Origin of the sequence: Candidatus Viridilinea mediisalina (assembly GCF_002532535.1) — a bacterium.
Lineage (GTDB): Bacteria > Chloroflexota > Chloroflexia > Chloroflexales > Chloroflexaceae > Viridilinea > Viridilinea mediisalina.
Window position 1 is genome coordinate 1 of sequence record NZ_NQWI01000094.1, and the last position, 19360, is coordinate 19360.

The following is a 19360-nucleotide window of genomic DNA, read 5'->3' on the forward strand; positions in this document are numbered from 1 at the left end:
CTCGCGTCCTCGCGTCCTCGCGTCCTCGCGTCCTCGCGTCCTCGCGTCCTCGCGTCCTCGCGTCCTCGCGTCCTCGCTCCTCATGGCGCAAACGGTAAAGCGAACAACCTCCGAGGTGTGCGCCGTATGCCTGCCTCGCTAGTGGCAGCGGGGTATGGGGTCTATGGAACAACCATGAGCGGTCAAGCCGCACGTACGCTCCCCAGAACTGCGCCCGCCCGCCGCCACCGCCTCAAGCTCCGTGTCGCGCAGATCGTCCGCGTTGACCCGCGAGCGGAAGGGCAGCACCAGGTAGCGCCGCGTCGGGGTCTCTTCGAGCGTCTGCAGCGCGACAAAATCGGGCACCTCTGTGCCATAGCCCTGCTTGAGCGCAGTTTTGGGATCGCGCAGCAACTCCTGGCGGAAGGCGGGGTCGCGCTGTGCCTGCGCCTGCACCTCGGTAGTCAGGCTGAACCACGCCGCCAGCCCAATGGAGGCCATGAGGCCGCCCATGGTCTTGAGCATGGTGCGACGGCTGATCGGGCGCTGCCAGGGTAGCACCAAGTAGCGGGTGAGCGCGGTCTCTTCGACCACCTTGAGTTCGACGTCTGGGGGCAGTTCAGCGCCAAACGTCGCTGCCAACGTCGCTTTGGGGTCGTGCAGCAGCGCATCGCGGAAGGTGTCATCCGTCCAGGCACGGGTGATGATCGCCTCGTTCAGGTCGTGGGTTGGTTCTGGTCTCTGGGACATGGTTGGCTCCTGTTGTGTGACGCAAAGGCGCAAAGGTGCAAGGTTTGGTTAGGCTTAGCGGCTGTCTGAAAAGGGTGTCAGTGCCATACCATAACTACGTGGCTCGCGGTGGAGTGCCGGCTTTAGCCGGCTAAAGCCGGCACTCCACCGCGTAGCAACCGACTTTTCAGACAGACTCTCAGCGGCATAGCTCCTCGCTCGTCACTCGTCACTCGTCACTCGTCACTCGTCACTCGTCACTCGTCACTCCTCGCTCCTCACTCGTCACTCCTCGCTCCTCACTCGTCACTCCTCGCTCGTCACTCGTCACTCGTCACTCGTCACTCGTCACTCCTCACTCCTTACTGGCAAAAGCTGGCATACCGCCTCCATCGTTTCGGTCAGACTCGTAAGATAGGGAGCCATGCGGCGTCTGATGAAGCGGGCCATGGGTAGATTTGTGGCCTGGGTGAGCCAGACGCCGCCTCTGTTGGGCAGAGGCAGATCGCCTTCGCGGTCGTAATGACGCCTGATTGCCTCGGCCAGCAACGCGATGGCGCGTCCAGTACGCTGAAAGGGCGGCATGACAAAGAGCCGTTCATAGCAGATCAGGCCGGGTGCCAGCCGACGGGTCAGCATCCAGCCGATGATGTTGCCGTGATAGCGTAAGCCTAAACTATTACAGGTTTCGTAGGACTTTGGCTTGAAAAAGGGTGAGAGCGTCGGGTCAAACGGTGGCTCGGTGGCGAGTGTTGCTTCTAGGTGTTCCAATTCGGTGGCAGTGGCGTTATGCCAAGGAAAGATGGTGAAGGCGGTGGGCAGTGGCGGCGGGTGCATCCAAGGTGCCAGCAGCATGCGCTCGACAGCTTGGCCCTGGATGCGGCAGATCAGCAGGCGCGGCTGCGGCGCTTGCCAACCCTGTCTGGCCAACAAGCGTTCCAAGGTTGGCGTGCTAGGCTTGTGCAAGGGGTAAATACAGGTGACCGTATCGTAACCCGCCTGCCGCAATTCCGCTTGCAGGCGAGTGAGCAGTGTGCTGCCAATCCCGTGGTTGCGAAATTCTTCCAAGACCAACAACGAGAGCAGTTGGGCTGGTGCCTGCTGCTCGGCTGATTGGACGTTCCCAGCCGCCAACGCCAGCCCGATTGGTTGCCCAAACAGGCTGTAGCCCACGCCGAAGATCGGGCCGCAGGGCGGGCTCTCCATCTCAAGCAGCTCGCGATAGCCCGGATAGGTGAGCGCCGCATAGTCTGGGGGTAACGCAGCGTCTTTGAACACGACAACCATAGCTGTGGTGCCTTCGCCCCTCTCCCACAACGTGGGAGAGGGGTAGGGGGTGAGGGCCATCTAGCGCATTCCGATCACCTAAACCGTGGCTTCATGAGCAAGTCTAGGGTGACGTTTGCTCTATTTCCTATATCCTACTTCCTTCCCTCAGCGTCGCACCAGCGGCAAATAGACCTGATGCTGTCCACTTGCTACCAAGGGTTGATCATAGACCAGCACGCGACTGTTGAGATTATCCACAATCACGACTGTCCCATCAGCGCTGACCGCGACACTACTCGGATAGTGCAGGGTCTCGGCACTGACCGCCTCAGGCTCCGCGTTGGAAGTAAAGCTCCCCTGTTGGCCAAAGACCATGTCGGCGCGCATATCAGTGGTGAGCGGCGTCAGGTAGACCAGCACGCGGTTGTTACCATTATCGGCAATATAGAGATTGCCCGCCTGGTCGGTGGTCATGTCAGAGGGCCAATACAAGCTTTCAGCACTCAGGCCGCCCCGATTTGGCTCGTTGGTGGTGAAACTGCCCTGCTGCCCAAAGACATAGTCGGCGCTGGTATCACCAGTGAGCGGGTTGGTGTAGACCAGCACCCGGTGATTCGACTGATCGGCGATATAGAGGTTTCCTGCCGCATCGAGCGCGATGCCAGTGGGGAAGTCGAGCGTAGCGGCACTCACGCCGCCATTATTGGGCGCATTGCTGGTGAGATCGGGTTGCCCAAAGACCCGCGTTGCCGCCATGCCGCTCGTGAGCGGCGCGGGATAGAAGAGCACCCGGTTGTTGTAGGTATCGGCAACATAGAGATTGCCTGCCTGATCAAGCGCAACGTCAAAGGGGTAGTAGAGGTTGGTAGCACTGGCTTCTAAGGCCGGTGAGCCACTGGTGAAGTCGGGTTGCCCAATGACGACACTCGCCACCATGTTGCTCGTGAGCGGGGCGCGATAGATCAGCACGCGGCTATTCTCCGTATCGGCAACATAGAGATTCCCCGCCTGGTCGAGCGTAAGCCCAGCGAAGGGGCCGAGGCTGCGGGTGCCGTCGCGGCAATCATCTTCGTCCAAGACACACCAGTCGTTGTGGATGAAATCGGGCTGGCCGATCACCAGATCAGCAGCAGCGCCATCCTCAAACGCGGCCAGACTGGGCCAACTCACCACCCGTGCATCCATAGCGTCGGCCACAAAGATGCGCCCGCTACGCGGATCAAGTACCACCCCTTCGGGCAGATAGAGCGTATTGGCGGCAGTGGGGCGAAAGCTGCCCTCGTTGTTGGTTAAACCTACCTGCCCCAGTACCCGGTCGGCAATGGTATCTCCGGCAGCCGGAGCGTGGATCTGGAGCATCGCCGGAGGCGAGACATGGCCGTTGGGGCTGGTAAGGGTCAACGTGAGCGTACCTGTCTGACTGAGATCAGCGGCATGGATGGGCAGATCCATCACGTTGCCCCAGTATGCAGAGGTAGCACGGGTGGTGCCATTGACCTGCACGCTGGTTCCCTGGGCAATCCCAGCCCCCATAACTTCGACTGTCAGGTCACCGCGGCCCACGCGCACGGTACCAGGGAAGAGCTCTTTGATCAGCGGTATGCCATGCTGCTGTGGGCGATGGTAGGCCAACACACGATTATTCTGGCTGTCGGTGATGAAGACGCCCATAGTAACAAAATCAGTCGCCACCGCCACGGGAGCATGCAGGCTCGCAGCAGTAACACCACCCTGATTCGCCGTTGCACTGGTGAAATCGGGCTGCCCAAAGACCGCCTCGGCCTGCGGGTTGGTGAGGGGGTTGCTGTAGAAGAGGACACGGTTGTTGCCGGTATCACTGACATAGAGGCGGTTATAGTTGTCAATGCTTAGGCCAGTGGGCGCATTGAGGCTTGTCGCAGAGGGAGCGGCAACGTTCGCACTGGTAAAGTTGGGCTGACCGATAACATAATCGGCCTGAGCATCAATCGGGTGGCTCTTGGTGAAGACCAGCACCCGGTTGTGGCCCGTATCAGCCACATAGAGTTCATCAGCGGCTAAGCCAATCGCCACGCCCGACGGATACTTGAGCGCGGTCGCATCGGGAACGCTGGGCATATTGTTGGTCGTAAAATTACCAAAATGGATGCTGCCGGGTTGGAGTTGCCCAATCACGTAGGATGCAGGCATAGCGGTAAGGAACGGCGCATCGAAGATCAGCACACGGTGATTGTCGCGATCAGCCACCACCAAGTTGTCCTGGCTATCAATCGCCACAGCGACCGGGTTGTGCAGGCTGGCGGCGGTGGGCGGACTCACCACGCGGTTGCTGGTGAAATCGGGCTGGCCGATCACCATAGATGCCGCCATGCCACTGCGGTAGATCGGCTCATCGGGATCATCGCCCTCTGGCTCATAGACCAGCACGCGATGGTTGCCACTATCGGCCACATAGAGCGTGCCATATTCATCAACTGCCAAGCCGGTAGGCGCATTGAGGCTACTTGCGGTGGGCGGATCCATGGCCGTATTGCTCGTAAAGTCGGGCTGGCCGATCACCAGATCAGCAGCAGCGCCATCCTCAAAAGTTTCGAGATTGTTCCAGATCAGCACGCGATGGTTGCGCGTATCACTGACGAAGACGTGGCCCGACCAGTAGATCGCGATGCCGCCTGGTTGATGCAGGCTGGCCGCCGTGGGCGGATCGAGCGCCGCAGCACTCGTAAAATCGGCTTGGCCATAGACTCGGTCGGCAATGGCATCATCGGCACCAACATCCCAAGGGGCATTGGCATGGGCTGCAGAGGCGGCGATCAGGTGAACAAACGGCAAACGAGCGGAGTCCTGCACAAGGTGGCGGGTGGCGGTGGTTGGCGCAGACCCAGGTGACAGCACACCCCAGATGAGCCCAAGCAACCCAAGTACCACAATGATCAACCCAAGACGACGAATAGACCTGCGAGAATCCCGATGGACGTACATGCGCGAAGCCATTATTATTATCCTCCGTTAACTAACGGTTACACCGCAGCAGTAACGCTAGAAGCGCCATGGAGAGATTGTCAGACTTGGGTCTTGATCAATGAGCAGATATAACAAAAGTAAAAAATAGGTTTACACCAAAAATGACGGATCACTACACTAGTATATACGAACATGCCGAAATTGTCTTGTTCGTCCTTCAATCCCTTGAAGATATAGCTAGGCTCACGTCTACATCGTTAGAACCACGCCTCAAACCCGTTTTTTGGTTACTATTTGGCTGTGAATCCGCCAAACAGCAACCAAAAAGAAATGCGGGGGCGGTGAAGCCGCCCCCGCACCGCCACCGGAAGGTCTGCCACAGGGCTTAACGTAATACCTATCGCTGTGCCAACCACTGATCCAGATCGTCACGGCTATTGAAATCAAGCAGTGCATCGACCAGATCAAGCATCTGGGCAGCAGTAAGCGCTTGGATCTGCGCCGTTACCTCAGCACTCAGTGAACCATAACGATGGGTGAGGAGGCGCAACAACAATGCCTGTCGTTCTTCTTCCTTGCCTTCGATCCGTCCCTCTTCCCGCCACTTGCTGATCAGGGGGGATTCAGGAATACCATAGCGGTCATAGCGAATAATCTGTTCAGCCATTGCGGAGATCTCCTTATCGGTGCATAAGAGGAGGAATTCGGCCAAGAGTTGCGCTTGGCGCTCGCCACTCGTACTCGCAATGATCTGGCGCACCGCTTGGGTGAGGATGGGTTTGGGATCGCGTAGGTGCGTCTGGCCGATCAACGCCAGCAACGCTGGGCGTTGCAGCGCCAAAAGCGCCTCGCCATCCAATTGCCAAAGCCGAATGACGCGGTAGCGCCACGCGAGATACGTATGACGCTCCAGATCGGTGCGTTCATGCTGGCCTTCGTCATGTGCGCCTACCCTTCCCACATACCATACCACACTGTAGGTCGGGTGATCACGATTTGCAACGTTCGTGGGGCCTGACCATTTCATGCCCCTACTTATATACCGTTCAAGAGGGTCAAAAGTTACGGTTTAAGCTGAGAGTGGTAATATATCAGCAGAGAGGCATATGATAAAGCAATCACCCTCCCCACCCCATACCCCTATGCATACCATCGGCATCATCATTGTGAGTTACAACACCTGTGCGCTGCTGCGTGACTGTTTAGCGTCGTTGCGCTCCTGTACGCTCCCACTACAGATCGTGGTGGTAGATAATGGATCGCGTGACGAGAGCGTGCCGATGGTGCGGAGTGCGTTTCCTGAAGTGAACCTCGTGGCTCATGGGGCAAACGTGGGCTTTGCCCAAGCCAATAACCTGGGGTTTGCATGGTTCGCAGCACAGCCAGATGGCTTGCCCCCCTACCTGCTGCTGCTCAACCCCGATACGGTGGTACATCCTGGTGCCCTTGAGTCATTGGTGGCCTTCTTGGAGCAACACCCCCGCGTGGGTTTGGTAGGGCCACGCCTGCTCAATCCCGATGGCACGCGCCAAGCGGCGGCGTTTCGCTTTCCGACCCTGCTCATGACTATGCTCGATCTCTTTCCGCCGGGCGAAGTGCTACCGGGGCGGATCTATGCTTCATGGTGGCACGGGCGCTACCCCCAAGAGCAGCACGAAGCACCTTTTGCTATCGATCACCCCTTGGGCGCTTGCATGCTGCTACGACGCAGCACCCTGGAACACGTGGGGCCATTAGATGCCCACTATTTTATGTATAGCGAAGAGGTAGAGTGGTGCTGGCGCATCCGGCAGGCCGGTTGGGCCATCTGGCAAGTACCCGCAGCGCGGGTCACCCACATTGGCGGCGCAGCAACCAGCCAGTTCCGCCACACCATGTTCATTGCCCTCTGGCAGAGCCGCGCCCGCTTTGCCGCCCAGCGCGGCCCACACTGGCACCTAGCCGCCCACCAAGCCATTGTGCGAACGGGCATGCTACGCCTCAGCCTCAAGAGTTGGTGGGCCTACCTACGCGGTCACCTCAGCCACGCCCAACTCCGCGCCCATCTGTGGGCTTACGGTGAAGCGGTGAAGCGGTAAAGCGGTAAAGCGGTAAAGCGGTAAAGCGAATCCTCAGAGACACAGAGAACACAGCGAGAACGATGACAACGCAAACAGCATAGCCTAGTATGCCCTACACCGACATCTCTGTGCCCTCTGTGCCTCTGTGGTGCATAACTCTGTACCTCGTTTCTTCCTCTTCTCTCTAACCTTAACCAATCCGCAAGAATTATTACCTTGCAGATACGTTGCCCTAATGCTATAGTAGCAGCGTGGGCACTCTTGGATGCGAAACGGTTTGGTACGCATGCGCCCACACCCCCTGGATCGTTGAACCATAGTCTATGAGGTGGCCCCAGGGAGATTTCCCGGTGCTGTGCCCCAAAGGTACGCCCCCTACAACGCTGTATGGATGGCCCGTCCGCTTGATGTGACGACTGGTGGCGCACTATGCCCCCGTCTTTTGGATAGTCTTCACGTCGCTCGGCTTGGTTGTCGGATGAGCGCTACGGCGACACGCATGGTCGCATTGAGGGTGGCCCACCTAACTACGCTGGCCCCGAAGCATCTCCCCTCGCCCCCTCGCTGTACCCACCCACAACAGGAGCAGATCGACAAACAATGTACGAGCAGAAGCGACCTGATGTCGCGGTCTTTATCGACTTCGAGAATGTCTATGTAAGTGTACGTGACAAACTGAACGCAAACCCTAACTTCGAAGCGATTATGGATCGCTGTAGCGACCTTGGCCGCGTCGTGATTTCGCGTGCCTACGCCGATTGGTATCGCTACCCCCGGGTCACAAGTGCGCTCTATGCCAATGCCATTGAGCCGATCTATGTGGCCACCTACTACTACGATAAGGATGTTGGACGCACCGGACGGGCGATTAAGAATAGCGTTGATATGAATCTCTGTATCGACGCGATGAAGACGCTCTTTACCAATCCTACGGTTGGGCGCTTTGTGCTGGTGACCGGCGACCGCGATTTTATTCCGTTGGTCAATAATATTCGCCAGCAGGGTAAAGAGGTCTATATCATTGGCATTGGCGGGGCGGCAAGTACCCACTTGGCCCAGAGTGCCGATGAGTTTGTCTTCTATGAACAATTAGTAGGCAAGCAGACGGGTGGCTCCGCAATGGCCACGACAATTGCCAATCGGGGCACTGAGTTTAATCGGGGTCTCGATCCGGCTACCCACGATCTGGTTCCCCGTGAGCGTGAGCGCGAACATGAACGCGAGACCCCTCCCGTACCCGCGCCAACCCCCGCTGAACCCGATGTCTATACCGTTCTGATTGAGGCTATCCACCTTGTGCGTAAGCGTGGCTATGTCTCGACCCTCGGTTCGATCAAGTTGGTGATGAAAGAACTGATGGGTGGTGATTTCAAAGAGAGCCGCTACCGCGATCTGGGCGGACGCCCCTTCGCTAAGTTTAAGGATTTTGTCATTGATGCCGAAAAACGTGGGAAGGTGCAGATCTTTACCAACGGTACGGTCAATGAAGTCTTTCTACCCGGCGAAGATCCCTACAAGCTTTCGCAGTTTGCCGCTGCCTTGAGCGATGATGTGCCCCCAATTGATCCTGTCCTCGATAGTACCATCAGTGCCAATGGGCGCAAAGAAAAGCCCCGCAGCGAAAGCAGCAGCGATCCCGTCGCACCCGCCGGAGGCCGTCGCCGTCGCCGCCGTTCGCGGCGCAGCCAGAGTAGCACCAGTAGCCCTGAATTGGCTCCGACGACGGCCCACGAGCCTGAGTTGGAAGAGCCAGACTATACCCCCCCTGATATGACCATTCCTCCGCTGGCTGAAGAGGTTCTCTTTGGCCTTGAAGCCCTTGAAGCGCCCGTTGAGCCTGAGCCTGAGTTCTCCTATGAGGCGAAAGAAGAACAGGGGGGGGAAGAACAGGAGAACAGGGGAACGGAAGAACAGCAGGAGGAAGAACAGGAGAACAGGGGAACGGAAGAACAGGGGGAAGAAGAACAGGAGAACAGGGGAACGGAAGAACAGGGGGAAGAAGAACAGGGGGAAGAAGAACAGGGGGAAGAAGAACAGGAGAACAGGGGAACGGAAGAACAGGGGGAAGAAGAACAGGGGGAAGAAGAACAGGAGAACAGGGGAACGGAAGAACAGGGGGAAGAAGAACAGCAGGAGGCAGTAGAGGAACCTGTTGCTGAAGTTGCACACGAGCCGGCGGTAATGGAACCATCCGAGGCCGAAGCTGTGGCTCAGAGCGAAGCGGAAGCGGCTGAGGCGTTGGCCCAGAGCGAAGCGGAGGAGGCCGAGGCGCTGATCAATGCTATGGAATTCAGTGCTGAGGAGTGGGCGATCTTCACTGAAATGATGCGCGGCTTTAGTAAGCCTACCTCTTTCCAGCAGATCTTCAACAATCTGCGTGACCAGCGTAGAGCCCAGGAACTCAACCGTACCAATGAGCAACTGCGTACCATGGTCAAACAGGCAATCAATACCGGCCTGCTGGAGCGCAGTGGCCGCGGGAAGCGCATCTACTATACCCTGCGCGCCGAGGCGTAGGGTGCGCGAGGGAACACAATAAAACAGCGGTAACTTCGCCCCTCTCCCACAACGTGGGAGAGGCGATGCCCTGAGCTTGTCGAAGGGGGTAGGGGGTGAGGGCCATCCGGGGCATCCCAAAGTCCTATCGGTCGCTATGGTGATTGCGCCATGCTACACACCTCTCTGTGTTCTCTGTGCCTCTGTGGTGAACAATCTCTGCATCTCTGCAAAAACTCTATAAGGGCGTAGCATGCTCATCAAAATCTGCGGCCTACGCACAATTGAACCCACATTGGCTGCGGCTCAGGCAGGTGCCGATCTGTTGGGCTTGGTCTTTGCCCCTAGTCGGCGCCAGGTGAGTGTTGCCGAGGCCGCACCACTTGTGGCAGCAATCCGCGCCTTGCCTGCGCCACGTCCGCGTCTGGTGGGGCTGTTTGTCAATGCAAGCCCTACGACGATCAATGCCATTGTGGCAGAATTGGCACTCGATCTCGTGCAGTTGAGTGGCGATGAGCCGCTGCACGAAGGCGCGACCCTCAACCGGCCCATTATTCGCTCGCTACGCATGGATGGCTCGCCCCGCGAAGCAGCCTGGCTGGCCCAAAGCCAATTGGGTGACCATCCCCTGCTCTTCCTCGCCGATGCCCATGTGCCAGGTAGCTACGGCGGCACAGGTGTGCAGGCCGATTGGAACCAGGCGGCTCACTTGGCCACCCAAGTACCGCTGCTGCTCGCTGGCGGGCTGCATGCCCAGAATGTGGCCAGCGCCATTGCCACCGTACAACCCAGCGGGGTTGATGTGAGTAGCGGGGTCGAGAGCGCAGGCCAGAAGGATTGTGCGAAGATCAGGGCGTTTATCGCCGCTGCACGCGAGGCAGCCTCGGCTGTGTCGCTTACATAGTAAGGACAATGCTGCCTAGACGATCAAAAAGTTGGTTAGCGCGAAAAAGTCCTGGGTCGCGCCGCTTGGCTTCGACCCTTCGACAAGCTCAGGGCTCAGCCAGCGTCGCGGTGGCTTCGACCCTTCGACAAGCTCAGGGCTCAGCCACCGCGACGCCACCTGCAAACCCAAGGCTTCTTCGCGCTAACAAAAGCTGCATGCAACGCATGCTCAGCACTGCCAGTGGTGGCGCACTGTTGATCGGGTCGCTGATGCTGGCCCGCTGGCTCTATGTGCAAACGCGCCGCGTTGTACTGCAACCAACACCCTATACGACGCCGCCCCTTGGCCCGGCTGAGGTTGCACCCCAGCGTCGCCGCATTGTGGTGAGTGATCTGCATCTTGGTGGCGGCGACCGACTCGATGATTTTACCGATGATGCCACGTTTGCACAGTTCATCGATCACTATGTCGCTGGGGGCGAACCCACTGACCTCATTTTGGCTGGTGATAGTTTTGAGTTTTTGCAGATTCGGTTGCCTGATGTGGCTGATGATGACTATTCACAAGCAGCGGCGTTGGCGCGGATTGCCGTGATTGTAGCGGCCCACCGACCCTTCTTTGCTGCCTTAGCACGCTTTGTCGCCGATCCGCACCAACAACTCACGATCCTCATTGGTAATCACGACTTTGAACTGCACTACCCGGCAGTCAAAGCCCACATCGCTACTACCATTGGCCTCAGCCCCAACGATCCACGACTGCGCTTTGGGCTAGACTACCACGGCGGCGGGGTCTATATCGTCCACGGCAACCAATTTGATCTCTGGAACCGCTTCGTCCATTTTGCCGGTATCAGTGAGCCCTTCGAGGTAGTACGTGGCAGCCAATTGGTCAAGGAGGTGATCAATGATCTTGAAGATGATCCGTTGCCCTTTGCGGCCCTGATTGACAATGTGAAGCCAACTTCTGCACTCTTCTGGTACCTTGTGGCCTTGCCCCGGCTGCGCGATGCCGCCTCGCGGCGCTTCTTGGCCCGTGGTATCGCCGGGTTCATCCAGGTAGTTGCCTGGCCTACACCCCACCATATGCCCCTTGAGTTGCGCGGCCCTGGCGATCTGCTACGCGGGTTACCCTTGGGCAAACTGGGGCAATTGGCAACCAGCTTTCGCCGTGGGCGCGTGGCACGCCACCGTGAAGTGGCGCGCCAAGTGGGTGCCGTCGTAGGCGGCATGGAACCGCCGGGCGACATGATCGACCAGATGCAGAGTGAGGCGGTACGCCAGATCGAACGCGAACGACGCGCCTTCAACGACCGCTTTGCCCGCGAGATGCGTAAGCTCGCCCACAAACCCAAACACCAGCACGATAGCATCTTTGTCTGCGGCCACACCCACCTCGCCCGCATCGTGCCACTGGGTCATAATCAGACCTACATCAACATTGGTACCTGGACCGAGATCATCCAGAATGTGGCAACCATGCGCCGCCAAGAGCAGCGTTACCCCTTCCTCGAGATCACCTACCACCAAGGGTCAACCCCCCATGCCCGCCTGCTCGTCTGGGAAGGGCCCGATCAAGCCCCCCACCCTTGGCATGAGGGTTGGAGGCGTTAAACCCTTCTACAATCCACAATCTACAATCCACAATCCACAATCTACAATCTACAATCTACAATCTACAATGGTATAAGCCTGCCTACTCCAACACAAAGATCTGCGGTTCACTCTGATCCTGAAAGAGCAGCACCACCACCTCATTGGGCGGGTTGTAGCTTGCGAGAACCTCTTCGACATTGACCGGCCACTCGTCGGAGCCGGCATCAGCCGGGTAGTAGGCAATCGGAGCGGTGCCCGTGGCAGTACGCAGGTCAATGCCGCGTAGATCAATCTCAATCACGCCAACACCATCACGACGGTAGCCTTGGCGTGCAAACTGTACCAAATGTTCGCTCAATACAGTCACATAGCTTGCCGCAATTTCGATTGGATCACTGGCTGGGTCGGCGAGCAATGCGCGTAAACGGAGCATAGCCTCTTGCTGGTACGGTTGCATCTGTTCCTCACTCATGGGGTTCGGTTCCATTCAGGGGCAGCCAAATCGCAAAGGTACTCCCTTGGCCAGCGATGCTGGCGACAGTTGCATGGCCTTGGTGCGCTTCGGCGACCCGCTTGACAATTGAGAGACCAAGGCCAGCACCACCACTATGGCGTGTACGCGCTCGGTCGGCCCGGTAGAAGCGTTCAAAGATGTGGGGGAGATCGGCTTCGGCAATGCCAACGCCGGTATCAGCAATACTGAGGCAGGCAAGCTCTTCGTGGCACTCAAGGGCAAGGGTCACCGTTCCGCCTGGCGGGGTGTACTGAAGCGCATTGACCCCCAGGTTCAATAACGCCTGCTTGAGACGGTCACGGTCACCACAAACGGTCACTTGATCTTCGGCCCCAATGCGTAAACCAACATCACCAGCTAAGGGGCGAAGTTCGCGGTAGACCTCAAGCAGCAGGGTATCCAACTCGACCGGCTCGCGGTGTTGTTGGGCAAAGGCATCACTCTGCGCCAAGAGGAGCAGGTCATTGACCATGCGAATAAGGCGGGCCGTCTCACGGCGCATATCGGTCACGGTCTCGGCGGCAATCTCAGGGCAAGCGAGGCCGCCGCGTTGCAAAATTTCGAGGTTACCCTGCATTGCAGCAAGGGGAGTACGCAACTCGTGGCTCACATCGGCAACAAAGCGGCGCTGGGCGGTAAAGAGCGCCTCCAGCCGTGCCAAGAGGTCGTTGATCGTCACCGTGAGGCGATGCAACTCATCGTGGTGTAGCGGCACAGGCACACGCTGGGCGAGATCTTCGGCATGGACAATGCCTTGGGCGGTGTGGGTGATCTGATCCACAGGTTTCAGCACACGACCAGCAATCAGGGCCGTCCCGGCCCCAGTAATCAGCAAGGCAATCGCCCCACCCCCAACTAGGATGCCGGTCAACATACCCAGGGTACGATCCACATCACGCAGCGGACGCGAGATCTGCAAGAAGCCGACGACTTGGGTACTACCATCAATCACGAGGGGCGTAATCAGCGACTCAATGCGGGTATTATCAACCTCGCGCACAACGCTATAGCCCGTACTCACATCATCGCCCGTCATGTTCAACGCCGCTTCAGGGATTGGCAGAACACGCCCGCCCAAATTGGGCGTACTATCGAGCATATCGCCATCAGTACGAAAGACTTGGGCCACGAGGTTCGGGTTATTGAAAATCTGGATAAACTCGCTCCGTAAAAAGAGCCGCAGTTCACCCGTAGGTGTGCGGATCGGTTCAAGCCCACCGGCGCTAAAGATGCGCCGTACCTGATGGGTTGCCGCCCAGAGATCGCGTTGCACCCCCGTATAGAGCGACTGGCGCACCGAGAAGTAGATGCCCCAACCAAGCAACAGCAGGGCCAGCGCAAAGAAGCCGGTGTAGATAAGCGTGAGCCTTAGGCGAAAGGACATAGGGATATGGCATGATGGGATGGTTTGGAAGGACGTAACCCTGCCCAAAACCCACCCACTACCCGCAGATGACGTATCAACTATGAGTATAGCAGGTTTTATACTATTTACGATTGCAGATTGCCGATTGCCGATTGCCGAACATGGCGTTTCTTGGATCTATCATAGTTGCGCGTGGGGGCGCAGTCCTGGTTGAGGAGTGCCAGCGGGAGGTCTACACAGTGGTGCTGGATCAGGCGATAGACTATAGAAGAATGAGCCATGCTTGCAGTAAAATCTACAATCTGCAATGGTATTACTCATAGCGCAAGGCTTCAATGGGTTGCAACAGCGCCGCCCGGCGGGCCGGGTAGAAGCCGAAGCCTATCCCGATGAAGGTGGCAAAGAGCAGCGCAATCCCTACCGCTGTCCACGAAATCGGTGCGGCAATGCCCGCAGCAAAGCCGATCGCTAGCACAATCGCTATTGCGCCTACGATGCCGATCAGGCTGCCCACGAGGCTTAGGGCTAAAGCTTCGAGGACAAATTGGCCCAAGACATCACCGTCGCTTGCGCCGAGGGCTTTGCGTACCCCGATTTCACGGGTGCGCTCGGTGACTGCGACCAGCATGATGTTCATGATGCCGATCCCGCCGACGACGAGGCTGATGCCTGCTACTAGTGCGATGAAGCCGGTGATGGCCCCGTTGATGCCGCTTAATACGCTGAGTGCTTGGGTTGGCGTGTTCAGCTCAAAGTCGTTGATCGCCCCTTCGGGTACTGCGCGGGCGCTGCGTAGCGTGCTGATAATCGCTGCCTCGGCTTCGTCAATGATCTGCTCGTTTGTGATTCCAATCAGGATCGTGCTCATTTGTAGGCCACGCCCCGGCAGGTCGAGCCCGCCGACGAGTCGTAGGCGCAATGTATTCACTGGCGCAAAGACGCGGCCATCGGTGGTGAAGGGGCCGCCATTTTCGCCAATGACGCCGACAATGGTAATCGGTTGACCACTCACCTCAATGGTGCGCCCCACTGCTGCCTGGAGGGCCGCCTCGTCAGCGCCAAAGAGGTCACGGGCAATTTGGTAGCCCACCACGCCCACACGCGCCCCGCTCGTCTCGTCGCCCTCCGTCAGGAAGCGTCCGGCCAACAATGGCACCGTTTGTACCTCGGCATAGGCCGCATTGGTGCCCACCAGCAACGCCCGCACCGCCGTCGTCCCGGCGCGCACCTCCGTGTTGACCGCTACTTCTGGTGCGATGGTGCGGAAGAGATCGGGCCGGGCGTTGCTCAAGGCCTCAAGCGCCCGGTAGTCCTGGATCGAGAGCAGGCCATACCCAGGCACATTGCGTGCGCCCTTCGCATTGGGATCACCAGGGGCCACCGCAATGCGCCGCGTGCCAAGGTCAATAAACTGCTCAAAGACACTACTCTGCAACGCGTTGCCCAACGAGAGCACCGCTACCAGCGTACCCGCACCAATAATGATGCCGAGCATGGTCAGAAGTGATCGAAACTTGTTGGCCCGCAGGCTGTCAAGGGCCATGGAGATTTGTTCGTTGAGCATGGTGATTTTTACTATTCCCTATTTCCTGTATCCTATTTCCTCAAGGCTGGGCCCGCCGCAGCGGTACCGGCACCAGTTCGCGCTCGCGGATGGGTGGCTGCTCTAGGGTTTCGAGCGTCTCGACGCCATAGTAGTCGCTGAGAATGTTCTCGGCGAGCCGTCCGTCGCGCAGGCCGATCACGCGATCCATCTGGCGGCCAATCTCTGGATCGTGGGTGACGAGGACGATGGTGCGGCCCTGTTCGCGGTTGAGTTCGCGGAAGAGCGCCATGATCTCGTTGCTGGTGCGTGTGTCGAGTGCGCCGGTTGGCTCGTCGGCGAGGATGATCGCCGGGTTGTGGACAATCGCCCGGGCGATGGCGACGCGCTGCTTCTGGCCGCCAGAGAGCATGGTGGGCAGGCTGTCGAGCTTGTGGCCCAAACCGACCGACTCGAGGGCTTCGCGGGCGCGTTGCCGCCGCTGGCGCGCATCGGTTCGCGCATAGACCAGGGGCAACTCTACGTTCTGCAGGGCGGTGAGGCGGGGTAGCAGGTTGAAATTCTGGAAGACAAAGCCCAACTTGCGGTTGCGTACCCGCGCCTGCTCCAGGCGATTCAGGTTGCTCACTTCTTGACTGTCCAGGAGGTAGCGTCCACTCGTTGGCGTATCAAGCAGGCCCACCATGGTCATCAGCGTACTCTTGCCACTACCCGACGGCCCCATAATGGCTACCATCTCGCCCTGATTGATCTGCACCGATACATCGTCGAGGGCGCGGAAGGGGCCATCACCAGTGGCAAACTCCTTCACCATGTTCTGGATCTGGACGATGGGCTGGGTTATGTAATCAATGGTCATTGGGATACTCCTTGTCTTTTTTCTTTCGTGTTGGCGGCTTCGCCGCCAACACGAAAGAAAGAAATTGTTAGCGCGAAGAAGCCTTGGGTTCGCCGCCACCGCGACGCTGGCTGAGCCTGTCGAAGCCAAGCGGCGCGGCCCAGGACTTTTTCGTGCTAACAAGAAATTTCTTCGGTCGAGGCGAAGCTGCCTCAAGCCTTACGGCAGTACAATTGACTCATCGGGCTCAAGGCCCTCGACGATTTCTACCTGATTACCGACGCGCAGGCCCAAGCGAACCAGGCGCTCTTCGATGGTGCGTTCACCGGCTGCATTGGTGACGACGACGTTCACGAAGGCTTGACCACCCTCACTGCGTACTGCGTTGGTTGGCACCCGCACAACATCTTCGCGCTGGGCGGCAATAATCGTGGCGCTCGCGGTCATACCCGGCTTCAGTGCGGTCTCATCGGGGTCAATCTCAACCGTGACGCGGTAGGCGGTCACGGCGCTATCGTCCTGGGGCAGCGGCTCCAGTCCTTGCACACTGCCCGACAGGGTTGTATCAAGGGCATCAATCAGCACTTCGACGCTTTGGCCGGGGCTGACGCGCGCAATATCCACTTCGTCTACGGTGACCTTCACGATGAAGCGGCTCACATCAATGAGTACCACGGGGGCTTGGTTGCCCACCTGCTCGCCGGGGGCGAGGCGCAAGCTGGCAACGATGCCATCGAAGGGGGCCACGAGGGTTGCATCTTCAAGTTGTATTTCGGCCTGGGCCAGTTGCGCTTCAGCCTGCGCGACGTTCGCTTCGGCGCGAGCGATACCACTGGCACTCGGGTCGGCATTGAGTTGCTGCAAGCGGGCCCGTGCGGCTTCAAGGTTGGCCGCTTGGGCCGAAATGGCCCCGGCGCGCTCACCGCCGGTCAGGCGGGCCAGGTCGGCCTGGGCGCGGGCCAAGCGAGCGCGGGCCGCCGCCAAGACATCGGCGTCGCTTCCGGCCAACAGGCGATCCAGGTCGGCCTGGGCGGTTTGGATGCGCGCCTCAGTACTCTGGAGACCACTGACCTCATTCTGGCGCGCCGTGGCATAATCCTTGTCGGCTTGATCCAGGGCTGCTTCAGCATCAGCCAAAGCTAGGGCGGCCCGATCATAGGCCACCTGATAATCCTGCTGCTCAAAGCTATTGAGCGAGCGCCCGTTGCGCGGATCGGTCTCATTGGCCAGGACGTGCTGCAGATCCCAGTAGGCGCTACTATAGGCACTCTGAGCGTTACGCACCGCATTGGCGCGGGTCTCGACCAATTGGCGTGCGTTCTCCTTCGCACTCGACAAAGCACTGCGTTGGCGCTCCAACTCCGCACGAGCCTCTTCAAGCGTCGAAGTCGCCCGCGTCAGATCATTGGAACGGGGGCCAGCCTCAAGCTGGGCCAAATTGGCCTGAGCCTCTTCAACGGCAGCCCGTGCCGCTGTCAGATCCGCCGCACTAACGCTGCCTTGGATTTGTGCCAAACCACCCTGAGCCGCCCGCACCTGCGCCTGCGCCTCAGCAAGCTGCTCCGGGGTCGCACCCTCACGCGCCGCCAGCAGATCAGCCTCGGCGCGGGCCAGATTGGCCGCAGCCGCATCACGCGCCGCCACCAACTGACGGTCATCAAGGCGCATCAGCGGCGTACCGGCGCTCACAAACTCGCCCTCAGCCACAAACACCTCAGCCACGCGGCCAGTGAGCGCAAACGCAATCTCAGCGCGCAAACGCGGCTCAACCTGACCAGTCGCACTAATACCCAGGGTCAGATTACCCGTGCTTGCCGGAATGATCCCGACATCAGCCAAAGGATCAGTGCCCGAGAGCACCAACGTGCGATAGGCAACGGTCAAACCCAACGCAACCACCAGGAGGGTTGCAACGATCACCGCAAACGTGAGGCGGCGGCTGCCGCTGTGGGAAGAAGATTGAGTCATTGTGGTCATAGTTATTTGAGGGATGAAGGATGAAGGATGAGGGATGAGGGATGAGGGATGAGGGATGAAGGAGGAGTGCCGGCGTTAGCCGGCTAACGCCGGCACTCCAGCGTATGCCCCCCGGCTTTTCAGACAGCTTCCGAGGTCTTCCGTCCAACTCCATGCAAGAAGAGATCCACCAATTCTTGCGGGCCTAGTTCACAAGGGCCAAAGAGCGCTTCGTGTGATGCATTATCGGGATGAGCGGGGGCATGGGCAAACTCGTGGAAGGAATCGGCCAAACCCATAAACATCTTAGCCAGCGCCGGCGCCGGATAGCGGGTCACCGCACCCTCAGCCAATGCCTGCTCCATCATCTGCACAATCGGACGAAAGATCTGCACAAAGAAGGCTTGACCTAACAGCGCCCGCTGTGCTGGCCCTAAATGGGTCATCATCTCGTGGCGCATCATGCGCATATTGTTATCGCGGTCATCCAACAAGACCGCCGCCACCGCAACGAGGCGCAGCGGCAACTCATCGGGCAACTGCAAAGCCCCCTGCAAACGCTCGCCCATCTCAGCCAACACCCGCAAACCCATCTGCACAAAGAGCTGCTCTTTGTCACTGAAGTAGTAGTAGAGCGTCGGCTTGGTCACCTCAGCGGCCCGAATGATCTCATTGATCGAAACGGCCTTATAGCCCCGTTGCAAAAAGAGCTGTCCGGCAGCCTCAACAATCTTGACGGCGGTGGGGGCACTAATGGGCTGAAATTCGGCGAGGTGCATGTAGGGGCTCATCTGGTTCCACGTGGGCTCAACGGCTCTTTACTGAACGGTAAGAAAGAGTATAACGTATTGCACAGGCTTTGTCAATATCTTACGATAGGCTTTTCTGAAATATTCTTACCGAACGGTTAGAAAGAGTATAATGCTTTGCACAGGCTTTGTCAATATCTAAACCCAAATACCAGCCAATTATCAGCCCAATCACCCTCATGCCTCCGTTTTACCCCTATGAAGTCCACTTGCCCGGTTCTCTGCATAGAGGTACAGAGGGTTGCACCACAGAGGCACCGAGGGCACAGAGTTTTTTGTTAGAAGCTGTCTGAAAAGCCAGTTGGCACACGCTGGAGTGCCGGCTTTAGCCGGCTAAAGCCGGCACTCCAACACCAGTTCATAGACTTTTCAGACAG

At 58.5% G+C, this 19360-nt stretch carries 14 protein-coding genes; 4 read left to right on the forward strand and 10 right to left on the reverse strand.

Annotated elements, in window-relative coordinates; translation table 11 throughout:
* Positions 1-138: 138 nt before the first annotated feature.
* The 4 genes from CJ255_RS16250 to CJ255_RS16265 form a co-directional block, all read right to left on the reverse strand.
* Positions 139-729 (reverse strand): NHLP leader peptide family RiPP precursor, encoded by a 591-nt coding sequence (locus tag CJ255_RS16250; protein WP_097645150.1) that lies wholly within the window; start codon positions 727-729, stop codon positions 139-141.
* Between the two features lie 327 nt (positions 730-1056).
* The gene (locus CJ255_RS16255; protein WP_165774754.1) at positions 1057-1995 is read right to left on the reverse strand and encodes a GNAT family N-acetyltransferase; all 939 of its coding nucleotides are present in this window, start codon (positions 1993-1995) and stop codon (positions 1057-1059) included.
* A 147-nt stretch (positions 1996-2142) separates the two neighbouring features.
* Positions 2143-4950 carry an NHL repeat-containing protein gene (locus CJ255_RS16260; protein ID WP_097645152.1) on the reverse strand — a complete coding sequence of 936 codons (2808 nt, stop codon included), beginning with the start codon at positions 4948-4950 and terminating at the stop codon, positions 2143-2145.
* Positions 4951-5317: 367 nt separating this feature from the next.
* Positions 5318-5947, reverse strand: a complete 630-nt coding sequence (locus CJ255_RS16265; RefSeq protein WP_097645153.1) for a DUF4351 domain-containing protein — start codon at positions 5945-5947, stop codon at positions 5318-5320.
* A gap of 79 nt (positions 5948-6026) precedes the next feature.
* Here CJ255_RS16265 and CJ255_RS16270 point away from each other — a divergent pair, with 79 nt between their 5' ends.
* The 4 genes from CJ255_RS16270 (at position 6027) to CJ255_RS16285 (ending at position 11975) form a co-directional block, all read left to right on the forward strand.
* Positions 6027-6998: a glycosyltransferase family 2 protein gene (locus tag CJ255_RS16270; RefSeq protein WP_245863499.1), complete on the forward strand. Its 972-nt coding sequence runs from the start codon at positions 6027-6029 to the stop codon at positions 6996-6998.
* 582 nt (positions 6999-7580) lie between these two features.
* A complete protein-coding gene (locus CJ255_RS16275; protein WP_097645155.1) occupies positions 7581-9497 on the forward strand; it encodes an NYN domain-containing protein in 1917 nt (638 codons plus the stop codon).
* A 232-nt stretch (positions 9498-9729) separates the two neighbouring features.
* Entirely contained in the window at positions 9730-10380 is a 651-nt protein-coding gene (locus CJ255_RS16280) for a phosphoribosylanthranilate isomerase (RefSeq protein WP_097645156.1), read from the forward strand.
* 197 nt (positions 10381-10577) lie between these two features.
* Positions 10578-11975 (forward strand): metallophosphoesterase family protein, encoded by a 1398-nt coding sequence (locus CJ255_RS16285; RefSeq protein WP_097645157.1) that lies wholly within the window; start codon positions 10578-10580, stop codon positions 11973-11975.
* Positions 11976-12057: 82 nt separating this feature from the next.
* Here CJ255_RS16285 and CJ255_RS16290 read toward each other — a convergent pair whose 3' ends face one another.
* From CJ255_RS16290 to CJ255_RS16315, 6 genes are all read right to left on the reverse strand, one after another.
* Complete coding sequence (locus tag CJ255_RS16290; RefSeq protein ID WP_097645158.1) at positions 12058-12429, reverse strand: hypothetical protein; 372 nt, start codon at positions 12427-12429, stop codon at positions 12058-12060.
* Positions 12422-13855 (reverse strand): sensor histidine kinase, encoded by a 1434-nt coding sequence (locus tag CJ255_RS16295; protein ID WP_097645159.1) that lies wholly within the window; start codon positions 13853-13855, stop codon positions 12422-12424. The genes CJ255_RS16290 and CJ255_RS16295 overlap by 8 nt, the downstream gene beginning before the upstream one ends.
* Before the next feature lie 295 nt (positions 13856-14150).
* Entirely contained in the window at positions 14151-15401 is a 1251-nt protein-coding gene (locus CJ255_RS16300; RefSeq protein ID WP_097645160.1) for an ABC transporter permease, read from the reverse strand.
* A 40-nt stretch (positions 15402-15441) separates the two neighbouring features.
* Complete coding sequence (locus CJ255_RS16305) at positions 15442-16239, reverse strand: ABC transporter ATP-binding protein (protein ID WP_097645161.1); 798 nt, start codon at positions 16237-16239, stop codon at positions 15442-15444.
* Positions 16240-16437: 198 nt separating this feature from the next.
* Positions 16438-18195 carry an efflux RND transporter periplasmic adaptor subunit gene (locus CJ255_RS16310; protein WP_097645162.1) on the reverse strand — a complete coding sequence of 586 codons (1758 nt, stop codon included), beginning with the start codon at positions 18193-18195 and terminating at the stop codon, positions 16438-16440.
* 119 nt (positions 18196-18314) lie between these two features.
* Positions 18315-18965 (reverse strand): TetR/AcrR family transcriptional regulator, encoded by a 651-nt coding sequence (locus CJ255_RS16315; RefSeq protein WP_245863500.1) that lies wholly within the window; start codon positions 18963-18965, stop codon positions 18315-18317.
* Positions 18966-19360 lie beyond the last annotated feature (395 nt).